The organism is Aggregatibacter actinomycetemcomitans (genome assembly GCF_003130205.1).
In the GTDB taxonomy this organism is placed as follows: domain Bacteria; phylum Pseudomonadota; class Gammaproteobacteria; order Enterobacterales; family Pasteurellaceae; genus Aggregatibacter; species Aggregatibacter actinomycetemcomitans_A.
The window spans coordinates 227,438-244,038 of record NZ_NRDF01000002.1 but is presented as its reverse complement, the minus strand read 5'-3'; the positions used below and the strand labels follow the sequence as shown (position 1 = coordinate 244,038).

The following is a 16,601-nucleotide window of genomic DNA, read 5'->3' as shown; positions in this document are numbered from 1 at the left end:
GATATGCGATTATGCAGATAAACTTTTACGACCTTTAGCACGACGACGGGCTAAAACTTGACGGCCATTTTTAGTCGCCATACGGGCACGGAAACCGTGAGTACGGCTGCGTTTTAATACAGAAGGTTGAAATGTGCGTTTCATTATAATGTACCTAAGTCAAAATAGTTTAACTGTTTCTATTTTAAACGTTTCAAAAACATTTAAATAAACAAAGATTGTCGAAAAATAAGGAGCGGAATTGTAATCATAAATTCGGCGTTCGTCAAATGAGATTCAGGAAAAACTCGGCAATCGGCTCAATTTTCCACCACTCACGGCATTTAAAGGCGAGTGAATTATACGGTTTTGGTTAAAAATGGCAAGTAACCTTTTTTGCTTTTTTTAGAGGCGGGTGGAAGATCTTTTTTTTCCTTTATTGTAAAATGATCGTCCTTCCAACCGCACTTTATAGCGAAAAAAGCCAATAAAAATCATATAAGTTCAATGAAAAACAATGAGATAAAGGTTGGCAAAGTAATCTAGGGAAAACGTAAACCAAAAACAAGGGATATATTAACGTGGAAAACCAGCCGAATTCTCTGTGGCAAAATTGCCTGCTGCAACTACAAGATAAAATTCCTGCGGACGATTTCAAAATCTGGCTTTATCCGTTGCAGGCCGATATAAATGCAAACGGTGTCCTACTTTACGCCTCAAACGCGTTTGTGCAAAAATGGGTGGTCGATAACTATCTTCCCTTAATCACCGACATTGCCCGTCAAACCAGCACCAATCCGAACCTTAACGTATCCGTCATCGAAGGCATTAAGCCTGCCACACCGAAACCCGAAAAACCAGCAAAGAAACAAAGTGCGGTCGGTTTTTCCGAAGAAAAAAGCGCCGGCAAAACATCTTATCATTCCAATTTAAATAGCAAATTGGTGTTTGAAAATTTCGTTGAGGGCAAATCCAACCAACTGGCACGCGCTGTGGCGCAAAAAGTTGCGGACAATCCCGGCGAACAAACCGCCAACCCGCTTTTCTTATACGGCGGCACCGGTTTGGGTAAAACCCACTTATTGCACGCTATCGGCAACGGCATTATTGCCAATAATCCGAACGCCCGCGTGGTGTATATTCACTCCGAACGCTTCGTCCAACAAGTCGTGGCTTACATTCGCGATAACAAAATGGAAGAATTCAAAAAATTCTACCGCTCGTTGGATGCGTTATTAGTGGATGATATTCAATTTTTCAGCGACAAAGAAAAAACCCAGGAAGAATTTTTCCATATTTTCAATACCTTATTTGAACGCGGACGCCAAATCATTCTCACTTCCGACCGTTATCCGCGTGAAATCGAAAAAATTGAAGAACGGTTAAAATCCCGTTTCGGTTGGGGATTAACCACCGCCATTGAACCGCCCGATTTGGAAACCCGCGTGGCGATTTTAATGAAAAAAGCGGAAGAAAATAATGTCGATTTACCGCACGATGTGGCGTTTTTTATCGGGCAAAAACTGCGTACCAATGTGCGTGAATTGGAAGGTGCGTTAAATCGCGTGAAAGCCATGCAAGAATTCAAAGGCGAACCGATCACCATTGATTTCGTGCGGGAAACCTTAAAAGATATGCTGGCGTTACAGGACAAACTGGTCACTGTGGATAACATTCAAAAAGTCGTTGCCGAATACTATCGCATTAAAGTTTCCGATCTGAAATCCAAAAACCGCTCCCGCTCGGTGGCGCGTCCGCGTCAGGTTGCCATGGCGTTGGCAAAAGAATTAACCAACCGCAGCTTGCCGGAAATCGGTAAATCCTTCGGCGATCGTGATCACACCACGGTTTTACACGCCTGCCGCACCATTGCAGGATTCCGCGACACCGATCCGAATATTCAAGAAGATTGGGCTAACTTAATCCGAATTCTATCCGTATAGGAGTCATATAATGCAATTTATTATTTCCAGAGAAAATTTATTAAAACCTTTACAGCAAGTGTGCGGCGTATTGAATAGCCGCCCGAATATCCCCGTGTTAAATAATGTATTGCTGCAAATTGAAAACAATCAATTAAGTATTACCGGCACGGATTTGGAAGTGGAGCTTTCCACCCAAACCCCATTACTTCATGCGGAGCAGGACGGCAAATTCACTATCCCGGCGAAAAAATTTCTGGATATTTGCCGCAGCCTGCCGGATAACGCAGAAATTACCGTCACATTTGAAGAAGATCGCACCATTGTGCATTCCGATCGCAGCAAATTCAATTTATCCACCTTGCCGGCGGAAGATTATCCGAATTTAACGGACTGGCAATCGGAAGTCGATTTCACGCTTGAACAAGCCACATTGCGCCGCTTAATTGAAGCCACCCAGTTTTCTATGGCGAACCAAGATGCCCGTTATTTCTTAAACGGGATGAAGTTTGAAACGGAAGGGAATTTATTGCGTACCGTGGCGACCGACGGTCACCGTTTGGCGGTATGCACCATTCCGCTGGAGCAGGATTTACAAACCCATTCGGTGATTTTACCGCGTAAGGGCGTGCTGGAACTTGCCCGCTTGCTGGAACCCGGCGACCAACCGGCGCGTTTACAAATCGGCACCAATAATTTACGCATTCAGTTAAACAATATCACTTTCACTTCAAAACTCATTGACGGTCGCTTTCCTGATTATCGCCGCGTGTTACCGCGCAATGCCACCCGCATTGTGGAAGCCGGCTGGGAAACCTTAAAACAGGCCTTCGTGCGCGCTGCTATTTTATCTAATGAACGTTTCCGTAGCGTGCGCTTACAACTCAGTGAAAATCAACTCAAAATCACCGCCACCAACCCGGAGCAGGAAGTGGCGGAAGAAATTATCGACGTGTCTTACAGCGGCGAAGAAATGGAAGTGGGCTTCAACGTGAGTTACATTTTAGACGTGCTCAACGCCCTCAAATGTAATCAGGTGCGTATGCGCTTAACGGACGCCTCCTCCAGCTGCTTAATTGAAGACTGTGAAGATGCCAGCGCGGAATATGTGATTATGCCGATGCGTTTATAATTTATGGCGATTTCACGTTTAACCGTCGAAAATTTTCGCAATTTACAAGCCGTGGATCTGGAATTGGATCACGGCTTTAACTTTTTAGTCGGCAGCAACGGCAGCGGCAAAACCAGTTTACTGGAAGCGATTTTTTATCTGGGACACGGACGTTCCTTTAAAAGTGCGGTCAGTAATCGAATCATTTCTTACGATCAACCGCACTTTAACCTGTTCGGGCAAATTCAGGAGCAACAACATCAATGGTCGGTGGGTCTGCAAAAACTGCGTCAGGGCAACACCCTCGTTAAAATTAACGGTGAAGACGGCAATAAAATTTCCGATTTGGCACATTTGCTGCCTATGCAAATCATTACGCCGGAAGGCTTAAACCTGCTCAACGGCGGACCAAGCTATCGCCGCGCCTTTCTGGATTGGGGCTTATTTCATCATCATGTAGCTTTCTATAATTTGTGGGCGAGTTTAAGCCGTTTGCTCAAGCAACGAAACGCCGCCTTACAACAAACCTCCGCTTATTCGCAAATGAAAATCTGGGATGTGGAATTGGTCAAACTTGCCGAACAAGTCAGCCAACTGCGTGCCGACTATGCCCGAGCCCTACAACCGGAAATTGAACAAACCTGCCGTTTATTCTTACCCGAATTAGAAGTTAGTGTAAGTTTTCATCAAGGCTGGGAAAAAGAACAGCATTACGCGGAATTACTGGAACGCAATTTTGAACGGGATCGCGCCTTAGGCTATACGGTTTCCGGCCCGCAAAAAGCGGATTTTCGTTTTAAAGCAAACGGGTTACCGGTGGAAGATGTGTTATCGCGCGGGCAGCTGAAATTACTCATGTGCGCTCTCCGCCTCGCCCAAGGGGAACACTTAATGCAGCAAAAGCAACGTCATTGTATTTTCTTAATTGACGACTTCGCTTCCGAATTGGATCAAACCAAACGACGTCTGTTGGCGGAACGTCTGCAAAACAGCGGCTCCCAAGTTTTTGTCACCGCCATCACACAAAATCAACTCAATGAAATGCAACCGGAAAAGCACCGTACTTTTAAAATAGACGCGGGGAAAATAATATTGTTATAAGACCATCGGTTTATTTCTGACTACAAACCGCAATAAAATGCAATTTATGTTCAGGATCATTAAAGGTCTTAAACATTTTCTTAAACTGCTCGCGATTTTCCGCTTTCATGGCATTTTTAACGATTTTCAACGCACCGAACACGCCTTCGTCATAAATCATGCCTTTCGGTGACAACAACGTCATCTCACCGGAAAAAGTTTCGATATTACGGAATCCGCTATCGGTAAAGACCTTTTTCCAGTCTTCTTTGGTGAGCGGTGTCACCGTGACATTAATGGCATCGCGCATATTGGTTAAAATCGTCTGGTGATCATCCCCTACCAACATCACATCATGGGTAAGCAAAAAACCACCCGGTTTTAACACACGGAAATATTCGGCAACCGCTTTCATTTTGGCTTCCACCGGTAACATGGTGAGCATTGCCTCGTTAATCACAATATCAAACGTACCATCGTCAAAAGGTAATTTCATGGCATTGGCACGCTGCACATGAATTTTATCCTGCAAGTTATTCGCTTCAATATTAGCTTTAGCTTTTTCTAACGCGTTTTCATCCAAATCCACGCCTTCAATGTGGCAACCGTATTGCTTCGCCAGCCCAATTGCCGTGGTACACATATTGCACGCCACTTCAAGCACCTTTTTATCTTGACTAAAATCACCGCTGGCAATCAGCCAATCCGTCGCTTTACGACCGCCCAGACGTAAACGGGTTTTGCCTAAGCGCGCTAAAAAATTATGACCGACTTCTTCTTTACCCATTTTGCTTTCTCCTTAATAACGTCAAACGGCTTACATTATAAATAAATATGATTTTTATTAAACATAAAAAGCCAACACATTAAAATAGTAAATGATTTAATAGTTAATATTTTATTAAAACTTATCGGTTTTATTACTAAGTTTGGTTATAATGATAAAGGTTTTCTTACATAAATAGGAGCTAAAAATGAAAATCAAAACTATTTTAGCCATAGTAATCGGCACAATCTGTTCTGCAGGCATTGCTAATGCCCATGAACATAAGCATGACAACATGATGATGCCTCTTAAAGGACCATCTATTGAAGTTAAAATACAGCAATTAGATCCGGTCAACGGCAACAAAGATGTGGGTACGGTCACTATCACCGAATCCAGCTACGGCTTGGTATTCACCCCGAATTTAAAAGGCTTGGCGGAAGGTTTGCACGGTTTCCACATTCACCAAAACCCAAGCTGTGAACCAAAAGAAAAAGACGGCAAACTTACCGCAGGTCTTGGCGCAGGTGGTCACTGGGATCCGAAAGACACCAAACAACACGGCTACCCATGGCAAGATGACGCCCATTTAGGTGATTTGCCGGCATTAACCGTATTACACGACGGCACAGCCGCTAACCCGGTTTTAGCCCCTCGCATTAAACACTTAGACGACGTACGCGGTCACTCCCTCATGATCCACGCCGGTGGCGACAACCACTCCGATCACCCTGCCCCACTTGGCGGTGGCGGTCCGCGTATGGCGTGTGGCGTAATTAAATAATCCTGTTTCTAAAAATAACAATCGGCACGTAAAATGTGCAGTTATTAGATAGCGGGGATTTTTCATTTTGACCGCTTTAAGTGCTTCGATTTCATATGTGTAACGTATGGTTTCATATGCTGGTATAGTAAAAATGCCGTCATCACGACGGCATTTTTTTATGCTTTCTCAGCAATCGCCTGCGCACAGGCATAGGCGGAACTCCACGCCCATTGGAAGTTATAACCGCCGAGCCAGCCCGCCACGTCCAGCACTTCACCGATAAAATACAAGCCGCTCACCTTATTACTTTCCATGGTTTTCGAGGAAATCTCATGAGTATCCACACCGCCCATGGTGACTTCCGCCGTGCGATAACCTTCCGTGCCGTTAGGGACGAACTGCCAGTTGTGAATTAAATTTACCAAATTTTCTAACCGCACTTTGCTGAGTTGGGCAAGCACTTCGTCCTGTAAAAGCCCTTGTTCAAGCCAAAGCTCCACCAATTTTTTCGGTAGCAAGCGGATTAATGCGGTTTTTAACCGCAATTTCGGCGATGATTGACGCAGTTCATCTAAATAATGGCGAATATCCTGATAAGGCAATAAATCAAGATGGATGCTTTCCCCCGGTTGCCAGTAATTGGAAATTTGCAGAATCGCCGGCCCCGATAAACCGCGATGGGTAAACAGCATTTGATGCGTAAAGGTTTGGTGTTGATTGGTCGCCGCCACATCTAAGGAAATGCCCGATAACGCGGCATAAAACTTATCGCATTCGCGCCGGGTAAAAGGCACCAAGCTTGCGCGGGGCGCAATGACATTGATGCCGAATTGTTGTGCAAGCTGATAACCGAAAGGCGTTGCGCCCAACCCCGGCATGGATAAACCGCCCGTCGCGACAACCAAATTTCGGCAAGGCAAGGTTTCGCCGTTGGTGGTGACGCAAAAACCGTCCTCCGTTTTTTCTACGGCAGAAATGTTTTGGCGTAGCGCAATCTCCACGCCGTACTTTTTACATTCCGCCAGCAACATATTGACAATGTCTTCCGCGCCGTTATCGCAAAACAACTGCCCCGGTTCTTTTTCATGGTAAGCAATGCCGTAGTCCGCCACCAATCCGATGAAATCCCATTGGGTAAAACGTTTCAACGCCGATTTCACAAAATGCCGATTTTGGCTGAGATAGCGTCCCGAAGACATTTCCATATTGGTGAAATTACAAAACCCGCCGCCGGACATTAAAATTTTCCGCCCGACTTTTTTCCCGTTATCTAAAATCCGGACGTTTCCGCCGCGCTTTGCCAACTGCGCCGCACAGAATAAGCCTGCCGCCCCGGCGCCGATAATGAGGGTTTGATGGTTGACGGATCGGCTCATTGCATATTCCCTTTCTGCATAAAATCTACCATTTTCATTTTCTGAATGATCGCACGACGATCCACCGCGGCATTGCCCGAATCTAAAATTTGCTGCCAATAGTCAAGTGCGGTGGAATAATCGCGCGTTTTTAAGGCTTCCGCTGCCAAAAGGGACAGACTCGACACCTCTTTGCAATCCTGCGTCAAAACCTCCTCTACCAACTGTTGCACCTGCGATGTAACCTGCTGATTTGCCTGAAGATATAACGCCATCGCCATTAACCCTGAAATGGTCGGTTTGCGCCCTTCGATTTTTTCCGCGTTGGCATAGCAAATTAAGGCGCTGTCAAAATCATTATTCTGCATATAGGCATCGCCCAGCTTAATCCAGTTTTCCCCATGATTCGGATTTTGTCGCAATTTATCCTGAAGTTTGCCGATAATGGCTTCCGTTTTATTTTCTTCCGGCGTTTCAATTTGATGATTTAACTGCGCGATTTGTGCCTGTTCCCCTTGTTGCGCACGAGTGAAGCGATCCAGGGAGAAGTAATAAGCTAGGGGGACGATAAATACTAATCCAAAAATAAAAAGCGTTAACCTTATGGATAAAATTCTTGGCTCCCCCTGTTTACGGGGGGAGCTGCCGAAGGCTGAGGGGGGGAGAACATCGCCCCCTTCCGCCCGTTGGGCATCTTCCCCCGCAAGCGAAGGAAGGAAAGTATTGGCTTTTGCAGAATTCCAAATCAAACCAAACGCCGTTAACAACAACCCCGCCGGCAATAACCAAAGCAATGCCGTGTTCCATTGAAAAGGCGGTTTGTAATTCACAAAATTTCCGAAACGCGCCGTCATGGCATCAATAATTTGCTGATTGGTTTTGCCTTCATTGACCATGTTATACACTTCAAGGCGCAGGTCGTAGGCGATGGGCGAATTGGATTCCACCAGATTTTGATTCTGACATTGCGGGCAACGCAGGGATTTCGCCAATGCCACCGCGCGCGCGCGATCTGCCGGATCGTGGAATTCAAAGGTATCCACCATTTCGGCAAAAGCACCGACGCTGATCAATAAAAAAAATAACACGAAAAATCGTTTCATGGTTGCATTAACCGATTAAGTTGCGGCACAAACGTATTTTGCCAGGTTTCACGATCCAATAACCCCGAATGCCGGTAACGAATAATGCCGTCGGCGTCCACTAAATAGGTTTCCGGCGCGCCGTCCACACCCAGCTTCAACGCCAGTTCGCCACGACTGTCATCAATCACTAAGGTATAAGGATTTCCCATGCGTTGCAACATAGCAATGCCGTTTTGCGGCTTGTCGCGATAATCCACGCCAACAATAGGAATTTCCTGTGCCAATTCCATCAACAACGGGTGTTCCTGTTGGCAATAACCGCACCAGCTGCCCCAAATATTTATCAAAAAGGGACGTTTCGGGAAATCCTTCGGGCTGAGCGTTTGGCGGTTATCCAGCAGATTCGCCTGATAAAATTCCGGCACGGGCTTATCAATTAAGGCGGAGGCAATTTTTTTCGGATCCTGATGCAAGCCCGCCAGCAATAACACGCACACGCCGAGCAATAAGATTAACGGCAGGAAAAAAATCACTTTTCTATTCATCACGCTTTCCTTTTCGCTTCATCGTCAACATGGAACACAACGCCCCGAACGCCATTAACACACCGCCAAACCATAACCAGCGAATCAGCGGTTTGTAATGCAGGCGGAAAGTAAACTCACCTTTGCCGAGAGGATCACCCATCACAATATACAAATCGCCCCCAAACCCGCCGGCAAGCCCGACTTCGCTCATAGTCATGGTACGCACATCATAATAACGACGCTCCGGCTGCAAATCCGCATAAGATTTACCGTTCGCCGTGACATGAAAATTTGCCACTTCAGCGGTAAAGTTCGGTCCGATTTCATTGGAAAAACGCGTATATCGAAAATCAAATTGCCCCAAGGTTTGGCTTTGTTGCGGCGACAAACGCACGCCGATTTCACTGCCGAAGTAACTGCTCATCACTGCGCCCATGGTCGCAATGGCAACGCCGCTGTGGGCAAAAATCATGGCGTAACGGGAAACATTTAACCGACGCCAATTTTGCCATAAGGTCGCTAATAACAACCAAATCGCCAACGTAAGCAGAAAATATGCCGTCAGGTTAAACTGTAAAGCGCTGTCGTTTTGCATTACCTGATCGATGGCGAAATAGGCAATCAATAAAGACGGCAGCAATAATGCCGTGCGTTTAAGCAAAACGCCCTTGTCCGCTTTCGCCCAATGCAAGCCGAGGGAAAGCACCATGGCGATCAAAAGTAAGGTAAGGAGCGGCAAGAAAATACTGTTGAAATAAGGCGCACCGACGGAAATGGAACCCCAATTCATGGCTTGAAACAACATCGGATAGAAAGTGCCGAGGAAGGTGCTGACGGTGGCGATACTCAGTAAAACATTCAAAAAAAGCACCGCACTTTCTTTGGAAAGCAGCGTTAATTTGGCGTGGCGTTGCTGCAAATTGGCTTTGAACGCGAATAAACCGAGGGAACCCACGGTGAGCAGGAAAAAAATCAGCAATAACGCCGAACCGCGTTGGCTATCCACGGCGAAAGCATGTACGGAAGTAAGCGCGCCAGAGCGCACGATAAACGTGCCTAATACGCTGAAAGCAAATGCCAACAAGGAAAATAAGGTCGTCCAGTAATTAAATATCCCGCGTTTTTCACTGACGATTAAACTGTGTAGCAACGCCAAGCCGAGCAACCACGGCATGAGCGACGCATTTTCCACCGGATCCCAGAACCACCAACCACCCCAGCCCAGTTCGTAATACGCCCACCAAGCGCCGAGCACAATGCCCAAGGTTAAAAATAACCATGACACCAACACCCAAACCCGCATAATTTGGGCAATCTGACGTTCCAAATGCTGATGAAGCAAGGCGGTAATACTGATGGCGAAATTCACCGCAAAGCCCACATAACCGAGATAAAGCAACGGCGGATGAAAAATCAAACCGACATCCTGCAACATCGGATTCAAATCCCGCCCTTCCAACGGCGCCGGAAAGATTCTCCCGAACGGGTTAGAGAAAAAGACGATAAACACGGCGAAACTGAAGCAAATCAACCCCAAAATCACCAAACTCTGTGCCACAAAAGTGCGGTCGTTTTTTCGGTTAAATAACGCAAACAACACCACCCAAACCGAGAGCGAAAACAACCAAAACAACATGGAACCTTCATGCCCGCCCCAGGTTGCGGCGATTTTAAAAAAGGTCGGCAGTTGGGAATTGGAATGGGCGGCGACGTATTCCAACGTGAAATCATCCGCCGCAAAGGAATAGGCAAGCACAGAAATGGAAACCAGCGTAAACAAACCAAAGCAATAACTCAGCCACCAAGCCAGTTGGGTAAGCGCCGGCTTACGCAACCAAAGCCCAAGCTGCGGTACCACCGCGAGGAGCAACGCGCTCATGGTGGCGAGAAGAAGGGAAATAAAACCAAGTTCAGTAAGCATAATGTTGGGTTCTACGTTTGTTTGCCATTTTATAATTGATTTAATTTTATTGGGTATAACAAGTTCGGTTTTCGCCGAAGGCGAGTTACTTTTCTTTGCTTCGCCAAAGAAAAGTAACCAAAAGAAAGGCGACCCTGCTTTGCCTTGTTTCCCTTGTTCCATTGAATTTGCTTCACGGAAATTTTGTAAACTCGCTTCGCTCAAACAGTACAAAATTTCCTACAAATTCAATTCCACAAGGGCGGCAAAGAAGGGAATCCAATTTCTTTCTCCGAATAAAGTGCGGTCATTTTTTCAAGCATTTTTATCATTAAAAAACTATTTTAAAAACCACCGCACTTTTAATAATGCACCACGGGGCCCCATCTGAACCGCCTGAGTGACTTGCAATTTTTAGGAAATTTTCGCTTTGTTTGAGCCACATAGTGGCGAGTTCGAAAATTTCCGTTAAAAAAATTGCAACCAAGCGAAGATCAGCGGTGAAGCTGGGATGTGTTCTTTGCTACTTTCTTGCACAAGCAAGAAAGTAGGAACAACTAAACAAAAAAGCGTGCATTATACGCCTTTATCAATAATAAAAAACTAATCCCTACGCAACCGTCAACTGTCCGCCGTACAAAATAAAATACCGCAAACACAATACGCCGATTAAATCAAACACGGATACCAGAATGATGAAATGACGATTATATTTTAGCTTGTCGCTGACCAGCAGGTTACCGGCGAGCGGGATGAGGATGCCGATGAACATGACGCCGATCCAGAAAATACTTGCCCAGAAACCGCTTAGGGCGTTGTGCATGGCGACTACTTTTTGTCCGCCGCCGAAATACAATCCGGCGAAGAAGCAGACGATGCAAAAGAGTTCGGCGAGCATAATCGGCACTTCAAATTTGTGCATAAAATGCACTTCGTCGGAATGCCCTTTTAATTTGCCTACAATCAAAATGGCTAGAAATACCGCCGCGATACCGGAAGACGTGCCCGATGCCAGGAATAATGCCGGCAACACCGGGTTGTTTAACATCGGGTAGCTGATTAATGCCGACAATAAGAAACCGGTGTAGGCCCCTAATAATACGGCGAGGAGCAACAGGAACAATTCCAACGGATTCGTGGAGCGTTCACAGGCGGAAATCCATTTAATGATAAATTTTAATTTCGGTAAAAATCTATCGAGCAAAGCGGCGATTTCGTTTTTAAAAATAATGGCAATCCAGAGGAAGACCGCCGCCATATAGACTTGGAATAACAGTACCCCCATGGACATCACGGAATTGAACTGGTAGTTAAACATCAGATACCAGAACGTCCAGGGGCGCGCCAAGTGGAAAATCAACAGCAATAAACCGATGATCACCGTGCCCGGCGCCAAAATCGCGGCGCTGCGAATGATCCAGTTTTCACTTGGTTTTTCCAACTGACGATTGCGTTTGTAAAGCACCGCAAGCAATAAGGAACCGGAAGAAATACCCAGTAAGAACAAATAGATGGCAATACTGGAATCCCATACGAGGTTCGGCGTATGAAACGGAACAGGATAATCTAATGTCATCTTCTCGGTTCTCCGTGTTGGAATGGAATGTGGTAAAGATTCGGCTGGGTCCCCAATTCCACTTTTGTGCGGTAAACAGGTTTTTCTTTTACCTTGCGTGCCACTGCGCTGGTCGGATCGTTCATATCGCCAAAGGTTAAGGCTTTGGTCGGGCAGGCTTCAACGCAAGCCGGTTGTTTGCCTTGTGCCAGATTGGTATCGCGGCAGAAGTTACATTTATCGGCGGTACGATGCACCGGATGAATGAAACGCACGCGATACGGGCAAACGGCGATACAGTATTGACAACCGACGCACAGATCTTTGTGCACGTCCACAATACCAGTGTCTTTATCGATAAATGACGCGCCGATCGGGCAAACCGCCACGCAAGGCGCGTTGCTGCAGTGTTGGCAAGATTGGCGGAAAAACTCATATTCCTGATTCGGAAATTCGCCGTACGGCTCGCTGCGCAAAATCTCCAAGCGGGAAACACCTTGCGGCACTTGGTTGGTTTCACGACAGGCATCCATACAAGTGGTGCAACCGATGCACGCGTTTTCATCGTGCACCATGGCGTAGCGTTTCGGTTTATCCGCCTTTTCCTCTTTTGCCAAAGAGGTGACTGATGTCCCCGTCATAAGGATTAACGCCCCCATGCCGGAAACAAAGTTTCGGCGTGAACAGGCTGTCATTGTTTATCCTTTTGTTCGGTTGATGGAGTTTGTTCTTGCTGCGCTTTGCGTTTTTGTTGTTCTCCGTGACAATCCACGCAAAGTTTCACGCGATTTTTCGGCTCAATGCCTTTCATCGCATCGTCTTTCGGGTGCAATGTGTGGCAGCTTGCACAAGGCAATTTCATGGCGTGCACATCGTGCGCCCAGAATTTTTCGCGAAGTTTGTCCGGTTGGTGACAAGAAAAACACACTTGATTTTGTTCTTGCGCGCTATACATCGGTTTTTTCTCGCCGAAAATATCGCCCTCAAAACGCATCACGTCTTTCGCGCCACGACGGTGATCTTCGGAAATATTACCGTGGCAGTTGACACAATTAATCGGTTTACCGTTATTCGGATTTTTCTGGCTTAAATGGGTGCCGTGGAATTTACCGAAATGCAATTCGCCGCCAGATTGATCCAAGATTTGGTTTTTATCCACTTTGTCAAACTTATGGCATTTGGCGCAATATTGATTCGGATCCCGTTGATTATCCAACCGCGGTTCATAACTCAACGGATTATCAGCCGATGGCATTTCCGCCTGCGCCACCATCGGCAGCGCCGCAAGCATGGTGAGCAGTGCGAGCGCTTTTGCCGGTTTACGGATTAAGGAAGTTAAATTCATTCTGATTACCTCAAATTTGTGTTTGAAAATGACCGCACTTTTTTCTCTCACAGCAAAAGTGCGGTGCTTTTTTCTATTGTTTTGTTGCGGAATCTTCAGCTAATTTGCCGGCGGCTTTCGCTTCTTTTTCCCATTGAGGTACAACAGTTTTTAAGAATTCTTCTTTGGCTTTGCGTTCTTTTTCGATGTCAATGCCCACCACTTTCCAGGCTTTTTCCGCCGTAGAAATGTCCGGCAGTTCAATCGGTGTTTTCACGCCATGTTTAGTTAAGATGGCGGCAAGTTTGGCGCGGGCATCTGCGGCGCGGTCAAGACCGGAGCCTAACACGCGCAACATCACATCAGGTGCATGCATATGACCGCCATGGCTGGCTGCGGCGTAGTCCCAACGCCATTGGGCGTGACGGATATCCATTAACGCCGGTTCCATTTCCTCTTTGGTCGCGCCGGTATCCCATGCGGCTTTCGCCTCAAAGTGCAAACGAACTACTTGATTTTCTAAGCGCCCCATGATGTCTTTCACTTCTTTTTTGCGGGAAGCTACGATGTCTTTCAACTTCTCTTTGCTCTGATCGTGACAGTTGGCACAGGTGCTATCAAAGGCATCAAATGGATTTTGAATTTGGTGGTCGGTATAAACTTTACCATCCGCCCCTTGCACTTTCGGCATGTGGCAATCGATACAGGTCACGCCGTTTTTACCGTGCATGCCTAAAGACCAAATTTCAAAGTCAGGGTGCTGCGCTTTTAAGATCGGCGCTTTGGATAAGATATGAGTGAAGTCGGTAAACCCGATGTCATCGTAGTATTTTTCCATGTCATCGACGGTTTGACCGTTATTCCACGGGAAAGTCACTTGTTTCAAGTCACCCGCGAAATAATATTCAACGTGGCAGTTCGCACAAATTTCCGCCCGTTTTTCGGTGCGGGCGGCGGTGCCGAAACTTAAATCAGGCTGCGTTTTGCCTTCTGCTTTCGCTCGGGCTTGCAACGCATTGTTTAAATGATCCAAGGCACGAAGAACGTGTGGGCGGGCAATACGCAGCGCCGGTTTACCTTCGGCAAACTCCTTTGAGGTGGTATCGTGGCAGTCGGCACAACCGATGGAATTCACCACTTCCGCGCCACCTTTCGCCCATTTACCACTGAAATAACCTTCTTCCCCCCATTCTGCGATTAAACGCGGCACATCCGGACCTTTACAAGTCCAACACGCCATCGGCTGCGGACCGTCGTTAGCAGTTTTCGGCGCACCGGTACGCAAAATATCGCGTAAATCTTTGATGGCATAAATGTGTCCGCGCGGCGCGTTATATTCTTTCGCAAACGCATAACCGCCCCATAATATGATTAAACGTGGATTTTCTTCATCGGCATAAATGATCTTGTCGCCTTTTTCGGTGGCTTTCCAAGACTCAAATTGTTTCGGGTATTTCGCCGCAAACTGTTCGTTTACCGCTTTAATTTTTAGATTCGGGTTTGGTGCTTCCACAGGTTGCTCAAGCGGTTTATACACCAATTCGGCCATTGCCAAATTAAACACACCTAAAGCTGCGAAAGAAGCTGCCACTACCAGGCTTTTGCTCAATGCGTTCACGATAATCACTCCAATCAGGTTAACTGTAGTTTTGTTAAGAAGATGTCTATACCGCCCGCATCATAAAAATGATAACTTTTATCATCAAAAACAATGCGATATAAGGTATAAAAGGGGGTTAAACGAGTTTAACATAACCAAATATCCGTGCTCATTCCATGGTTATTTTACATTTTCTTGTTTTTGATCAATTTTTCCAATCTAATTTTCTATTTTGGTGACATTTTGTAGCATGTAAATTTCTCCTAAAATGCGTCAACTACCTATTTATTAGTAGAAAAAGATCATTAAAGGGAAAAGTTAAATGGAGCAGAAACATATAACTATAAAGAGGTATATTTGCATTTTATGCTACAAAAAAAGAATTATTTTTATTTGAATATTTACCGAAGAAGAAATACCTTATTTACAGGCAATAAAAAACCGAACTCATCGAGATGAATTCGGCTTTATGATTTGATGTTCTATTACAAAAGTGCGGTTGATTTCTTACTCATAAATCTTGAAGATTTAATTGTATCCCCGACTCTGCCGGCAAAGCCAACGTTCAAAAAGCATTATTTTTGTCAGGGTCTACCAGTGCCAACCGCGATAATAGCCAATGCTCGGTGTTACAACCAGTCTTGGCTGACGTTCGCGATAAATCACGGTTTTCGGTTCCGAATCACTAGCGTTTAACACATTGTCTTCCGGTTTAACGTCCCTTACTTGATATTTCTTCGACACCGTATTACCGCTATACACTTTCGCTTGATAAGCTTCAACTGTCTGCCTATCTAAAGGAGCTTGGTTGACTTGTGGAGCCTTAGAAGAACAAGCAACTAAAACACCGCTGATCACTGTGACGAGTAACAATTTTTGCATAATTTACCACCTTATTTTTACTTACAAACTACGTTAGAAAGAATTTCTCTGCTCTTTTGCAAATTTTTATTAATCAAGATTTTACCATTTCGTTGTTCTTCCGATTTTACTTCTTTATCTAATTCGGGATCCTGAATATTAAACACCGGCGCATATTGCACGTTTTTCGGTTCCACGTCAGAAGATACGGTGGCACCGATGATACTGGCGTAATATTGCTGCTTGGATTTATCGACATAATAGGTTGTAGAATCGGTGAACGCGACGCCATCGGTATATTTGAAACCGTAGCAAATGCCTGCGCCGGATTCAAATACCGAGTGAGAATCTTTATTTTCTTTAATTTCAAATACTTCAAAAGCGATGCTTTTACCCAATTCACTCACATCGGCGGCATTTTTAGGATCGAATTTTTTGCCGTTATTTTGATTAATGTAAGTGGTTTTACCTTGTCCGCCGTTGTCAGAAAAAGAAAATTGTTGTTTGTGGACAGCTCCAGCATATTTTGCCGAATTAGGCTGTTGAGCGTTTTTATCGGTGGTCACGCCATCTTCGGAAATATGCATAGACCAAGATTCTGCAAAAGCCAATGATGAGAGGAAAGTAAAACTCAGACCGAGTGTTAATTTTTTGAAAAGCATCATTGGAACCTCATTAGGAAAAAATGAAATAGAGGATAAATTATAAAATTGTATAAATCTCAAGCGGTACGTTATCAGGATCACGGGAAAAAGTAAATTGTTTTCCCG

At 45.5% G+C, this 16,601-nt stretch carries 16 protein-coding genes; 4 read left to right on the top strand and 12 right to left on the bottom strand.

Going from position 1 to position 16,601, the window contains the following annotated elements:
• Positions 1 to 9: 9 nt before the first annotated feature.
• Positions 10 to 144: a 50S ribosomal protein L34 gene (gene rpmH, locus DK423_RS03265; RefSeq protein WP_005539760.1), complete on the bottom strand. Its 135-nt coding sequence runs from the start codon at positions 142 to 144 to the stop codon at positions 10 to 12.
• A 416-nt stretch (positions 145 to 560) separates the two neighbouring features.
• Between rpmH and dnaA the strand changes: the two genes are divergently transcribed.
• The 3 genes from dnaA to recF are packed head-to-tail and all read left to right on the top strand — an operon-like array spanning position 561 to position 4,113.
• The gene (gene dnaA / locus DK423_RS03260) at positions 561 to 1,922 is read left to right on the top strand and encodes a chromosomal replication initiator protein DnaA (RefSeq protein ID WP_109043868.1); all 1,362 of its coding nucleotides are present in this window, start codon (positions 561 to 563) and stop codon (positions 1,920 to 1,922) included.
• A gap of 10 nt (positions 1,923 to 1,932) precedes the next feature.
• A complete protein-coding gene (gene dnaN / locus DK423_RS03255; RefSeq protein WP_005558752.1) occupies positions 1,933 to 3,033 on the top strand; it encodes a DNA polymerase III subunit beta in 1,101 nt (366 codons plus the stop codon).
• A 3-nt stretch (positions 3,034 to 3,036) separates the two neighbouring features.
• A complete protein-coding gene (recF, locus tag DK423_RS03250; protein ID WP_005558750.1) occupies positions 3,037 to 4,113 on the top strand; it encodes a DNA replication/repair protein RecF in 1,077 nt (358 codons plus the stop codon).
• Between the two features lie 10 nt (positions 4,114 to 4,123).
• On the opposite strand, the gene DK423_RS03245 is transcribed toward recF, so the two are convergent.
• On the bottom strand, positions 4,124 to 4,879 hold the full coding sequence (locus DK423_RS03245) for a class I SAM-dependent methyltransferase (protein ID WP_109043867.1): 756 nt from the start codon (positions 4,877 to 4,879) through the stop codon (positions 4,124 to 4,126).
• Between the two features lie 187 nt (positions 4,880 to 5,066).
• Between DK423_RS03245 and sodC the strand changes: the two genes are divergently transcribed.
• Positions 5,067 to 5,642 (top strand): superoxide dismutase family protein, encoded by a 576-nt coding sequence (gene sodC, locus DK423_RS03240; RefSeq protein WP_005547254.1) that lies wholly within the window; start codon positions 5,067 to 5,069, stop codon positions 5,640 to 5,642.
• A 158-nt stretch (positions 5,643 to 5,800) separates the two neighbouring features.
• On the opposite strand, the gene DK423_RS03235 is transcribed toward sodC, so the two are convergent.
• The 10 genes from DK423_RS03235 to DK423_RS03185 all read right to left on the bottom strand — a co-directional run bounded on the left by DK423_RS03235 (position 5,801) and on the right by DK423_RS03185 (position 16,496).
• Positions 5,801 to 7,000, bottom strand: a complete 1,200-nt coding sequence (locus DK423_RS03235) for a BaiN/RdsA family NAD(P)/FAD-dependent oxidoreductase (RefSeq protein ID WP_005558746.1) — start codon at positions 6,998 to 7,000, stop codon at positions 5,801 to 5,803.
• Positions 6,997 to 8,082 (bottom strand): heme lyase NrfEFG subunit NrfF, encoded by a 1,086-nt coding sequence (gene nrfF / locus DK423_RS03230; RefSeq protein ID WP_005558744.1) that lies wholly within the window; start codon positions 8,080 to 8,082, stop codon positions 6,997 to 6,999. The genes DK423_RS03235 and nrfF overlap by 4 nt, the downstream gene beginning before the upstream one ends.
• Positions 8,079 to 8,609 (bottom strand): DsbE family thiol:disulfide interchange protein, encoded by a 531-nt coding sequence (locus DK423_RS03225; protein WP_005558742.1) that lies wholly within the window; start codon positions 8,607 to 8,609, stop codon positions 8,079 to 8,081. Before DK423_RS03225 ends, nrfF begins: the two co-directional genes overlap by 4 nt.
• Complete coding sequence (gene nrfE / locus DK423_RS03220) at positions 8,602 to 10,512, bottom strand: heme lyase NrfEFG subunit NrfE (protein ID WP_005558739.1); 1,911 nt, start codon at positions 10,510 to 10,512, stop codon at positions 8,602 to 8,604. Before nrfE ends, DK423_RS03225 begins: the two co-directional genes overlap by 8 nt.
• A 589-nt stretch (positions 10,513 to 11,101) precedes the next feature.
• Complete coding sequence (gene nrfD, locus DK423_RS03210) at positions 11,102 to 12,067, bottom strand: cytochrome c nitrite reductase subunit NrfD (protein ID WP_005558731.1); 966 nt, start codon at positions 12,065 to 12,067, stop codon at positions 11,102 to 11,104.
• Positions 12,064 to 12,741: a cytochrome c nitrite reductase Fe-S protein gene (nrfC, locus tag DK423_RS03205; RefSeq protein ID WP_005558729.1), complete on the bottom strand. Its 678-nt coding sequence runs from the start codon at positions 12,739 to 12,741 to the stop codon at positions 12,064 to 12,066. Before nrfC ends, nrfD begins: the two co-directional genes overlap by 4 nt.
• On the bottom strand, positions 12,738 to 13,391 hold the full coding sequence (nrfB, locus tag DK423_RS03200; RefSeq protein WP_005558728.1) for a cytochrome c nitrite reductase pentaheme subunit: 654 nt from the start codon (positions 13,389 to 13,391) through the stop codon (positions 12,738 to 12,740). The genes nrfC and nrfB overlap by 4 nt, the downstream gene beginning before the upstream one ends.
• A gap of 73 nt (positions 13,392 to 13,464) precedes the next feature.
• Positions 13,465 to 14,988 (bottom strand): ammonia-forming nitrite reductase cytochrome c552 subunit, encoded by a 1,524-nt coding sequence (gene nrfA / locus DK423_RS03195; protein ID WP_176607400.1) that lies wholly within the window; start codon positions 14,986 to 14,988, stop codon positions 13,465 to 13,467.
• 573 nt (positions 14,989 to 15,561) lie between these two features.
• Positions 15,562 to 15,852: a hypothetical protein gene (locus tag DK423_RS03190; protein WP_005577359.1), complete on the bottom strand. Its 291-nt coding sequence runs from the start codon at positions 15,850 to 15,852 to the stop codon at positions 15,562 to 15,564.
• 17 nt (positions 15,853 to 15,869) lie between these two features.
• Entirely contained in the window at positions 15,870 to 16,496 is a 627-nt protein-coding gene (locus DK423_RS03185; RefSeq protein WP_032996816.1) for a hypothetical protein, read from the bottom strand.
• Positions 16,497 to 16,601: the final 105 nt, after the last annotated feature.

Coding starts and splice junctions, on each gene's coding strand:
- rpmH (WP_005539760.1), bottom strand. CDS start 144: ATGAAACGCACATTTCAACCTTCTGTATTAAAACGCAGCCGTACTCAC.
- dnaN (WP_005558752.1), top strand. CDS start 1,933: ATGCAATTTATTATTTCCAGAGAAAATTTATTAAAACCTTTACAGCAA.
- recF (WP_005558750.1), top strand. CDS start 3,037: ATGGCGATTTCACGTTTAACCGTCGAAAATTTTCGCAATTTACAAGCC.
- DK423_RS03245 (WP_109043867.1), bottom strand. CDS start 4,879: ATGGGTAAAGAAGAAGTCGGTCATAATTTTTTAGCGCGCTTAGGCAAA.
- sodC (WP_005547254.1), top strand. CDS start 5,067: ATGAAAATCAAAACTATTTTAGCCATAGTAATCGGCACAATCTGTTCT.
- DK423_RS03235 (WP_005558746.1), bottom strand. CDS start 7,000: ATGAGCCGATCCGTCAACCATCAAACCCTCATTATCGGCGCCGGGGCG.
- nrfF (WP_005558744.1), bottom strand. CDS start 8,082: ATGAAACGATTTTTCGTGTTATTTTTTTTATTGATCAGCGTCGGTGCT.
- DK423_RS03225 (WP_005558742.1), bottom strand. CDS start 8,609: ATGAATAGAAAAGTGATTTTTTTCCTGCCGTTAATCTTATTGCTCGGC.
- nrfE (WP_005558739.1), bottom strand. CDS start 10,512: ATGCTTACTGAACTTGGTTTTATTTCCCTTCTTCTCGCCACCATGAGC.
- nrfD (WP_005558731.1), bottom strand. CDS start 12,067: ATGACATTAGATTATCCTGTTCCGTTTCATACGCCGAACCTCGTATGG.
- nrfC (WP_005558729.1), bottom strand. CDS start 12,741: ATGACAGCCTGTTCACGCCGAAACTTTGTTTCCGGCATGGGGGCGTTA.
- nrfB (WP_005558728.1), bottom strand. CDS start 13,391: ATGAATTTAACTTCCTTAATCCGTAAACCGGCAAAAGCGCTCGCACTG.
- DK423_RS03190 (WP_005577359.1), bottom strand. CDS start 15,852: ATGCAAAAATTGTTACTCGTCACAGTGATCAGCGGTGTTTTAGTTGCT.
- DK423_RS03185 (WP_032996816.1), bottom strand. CDS start 16,496: ATGATGCTTTTCAAAAAATTAACACTCGGTCTGAGTTTTACTTTCCTC.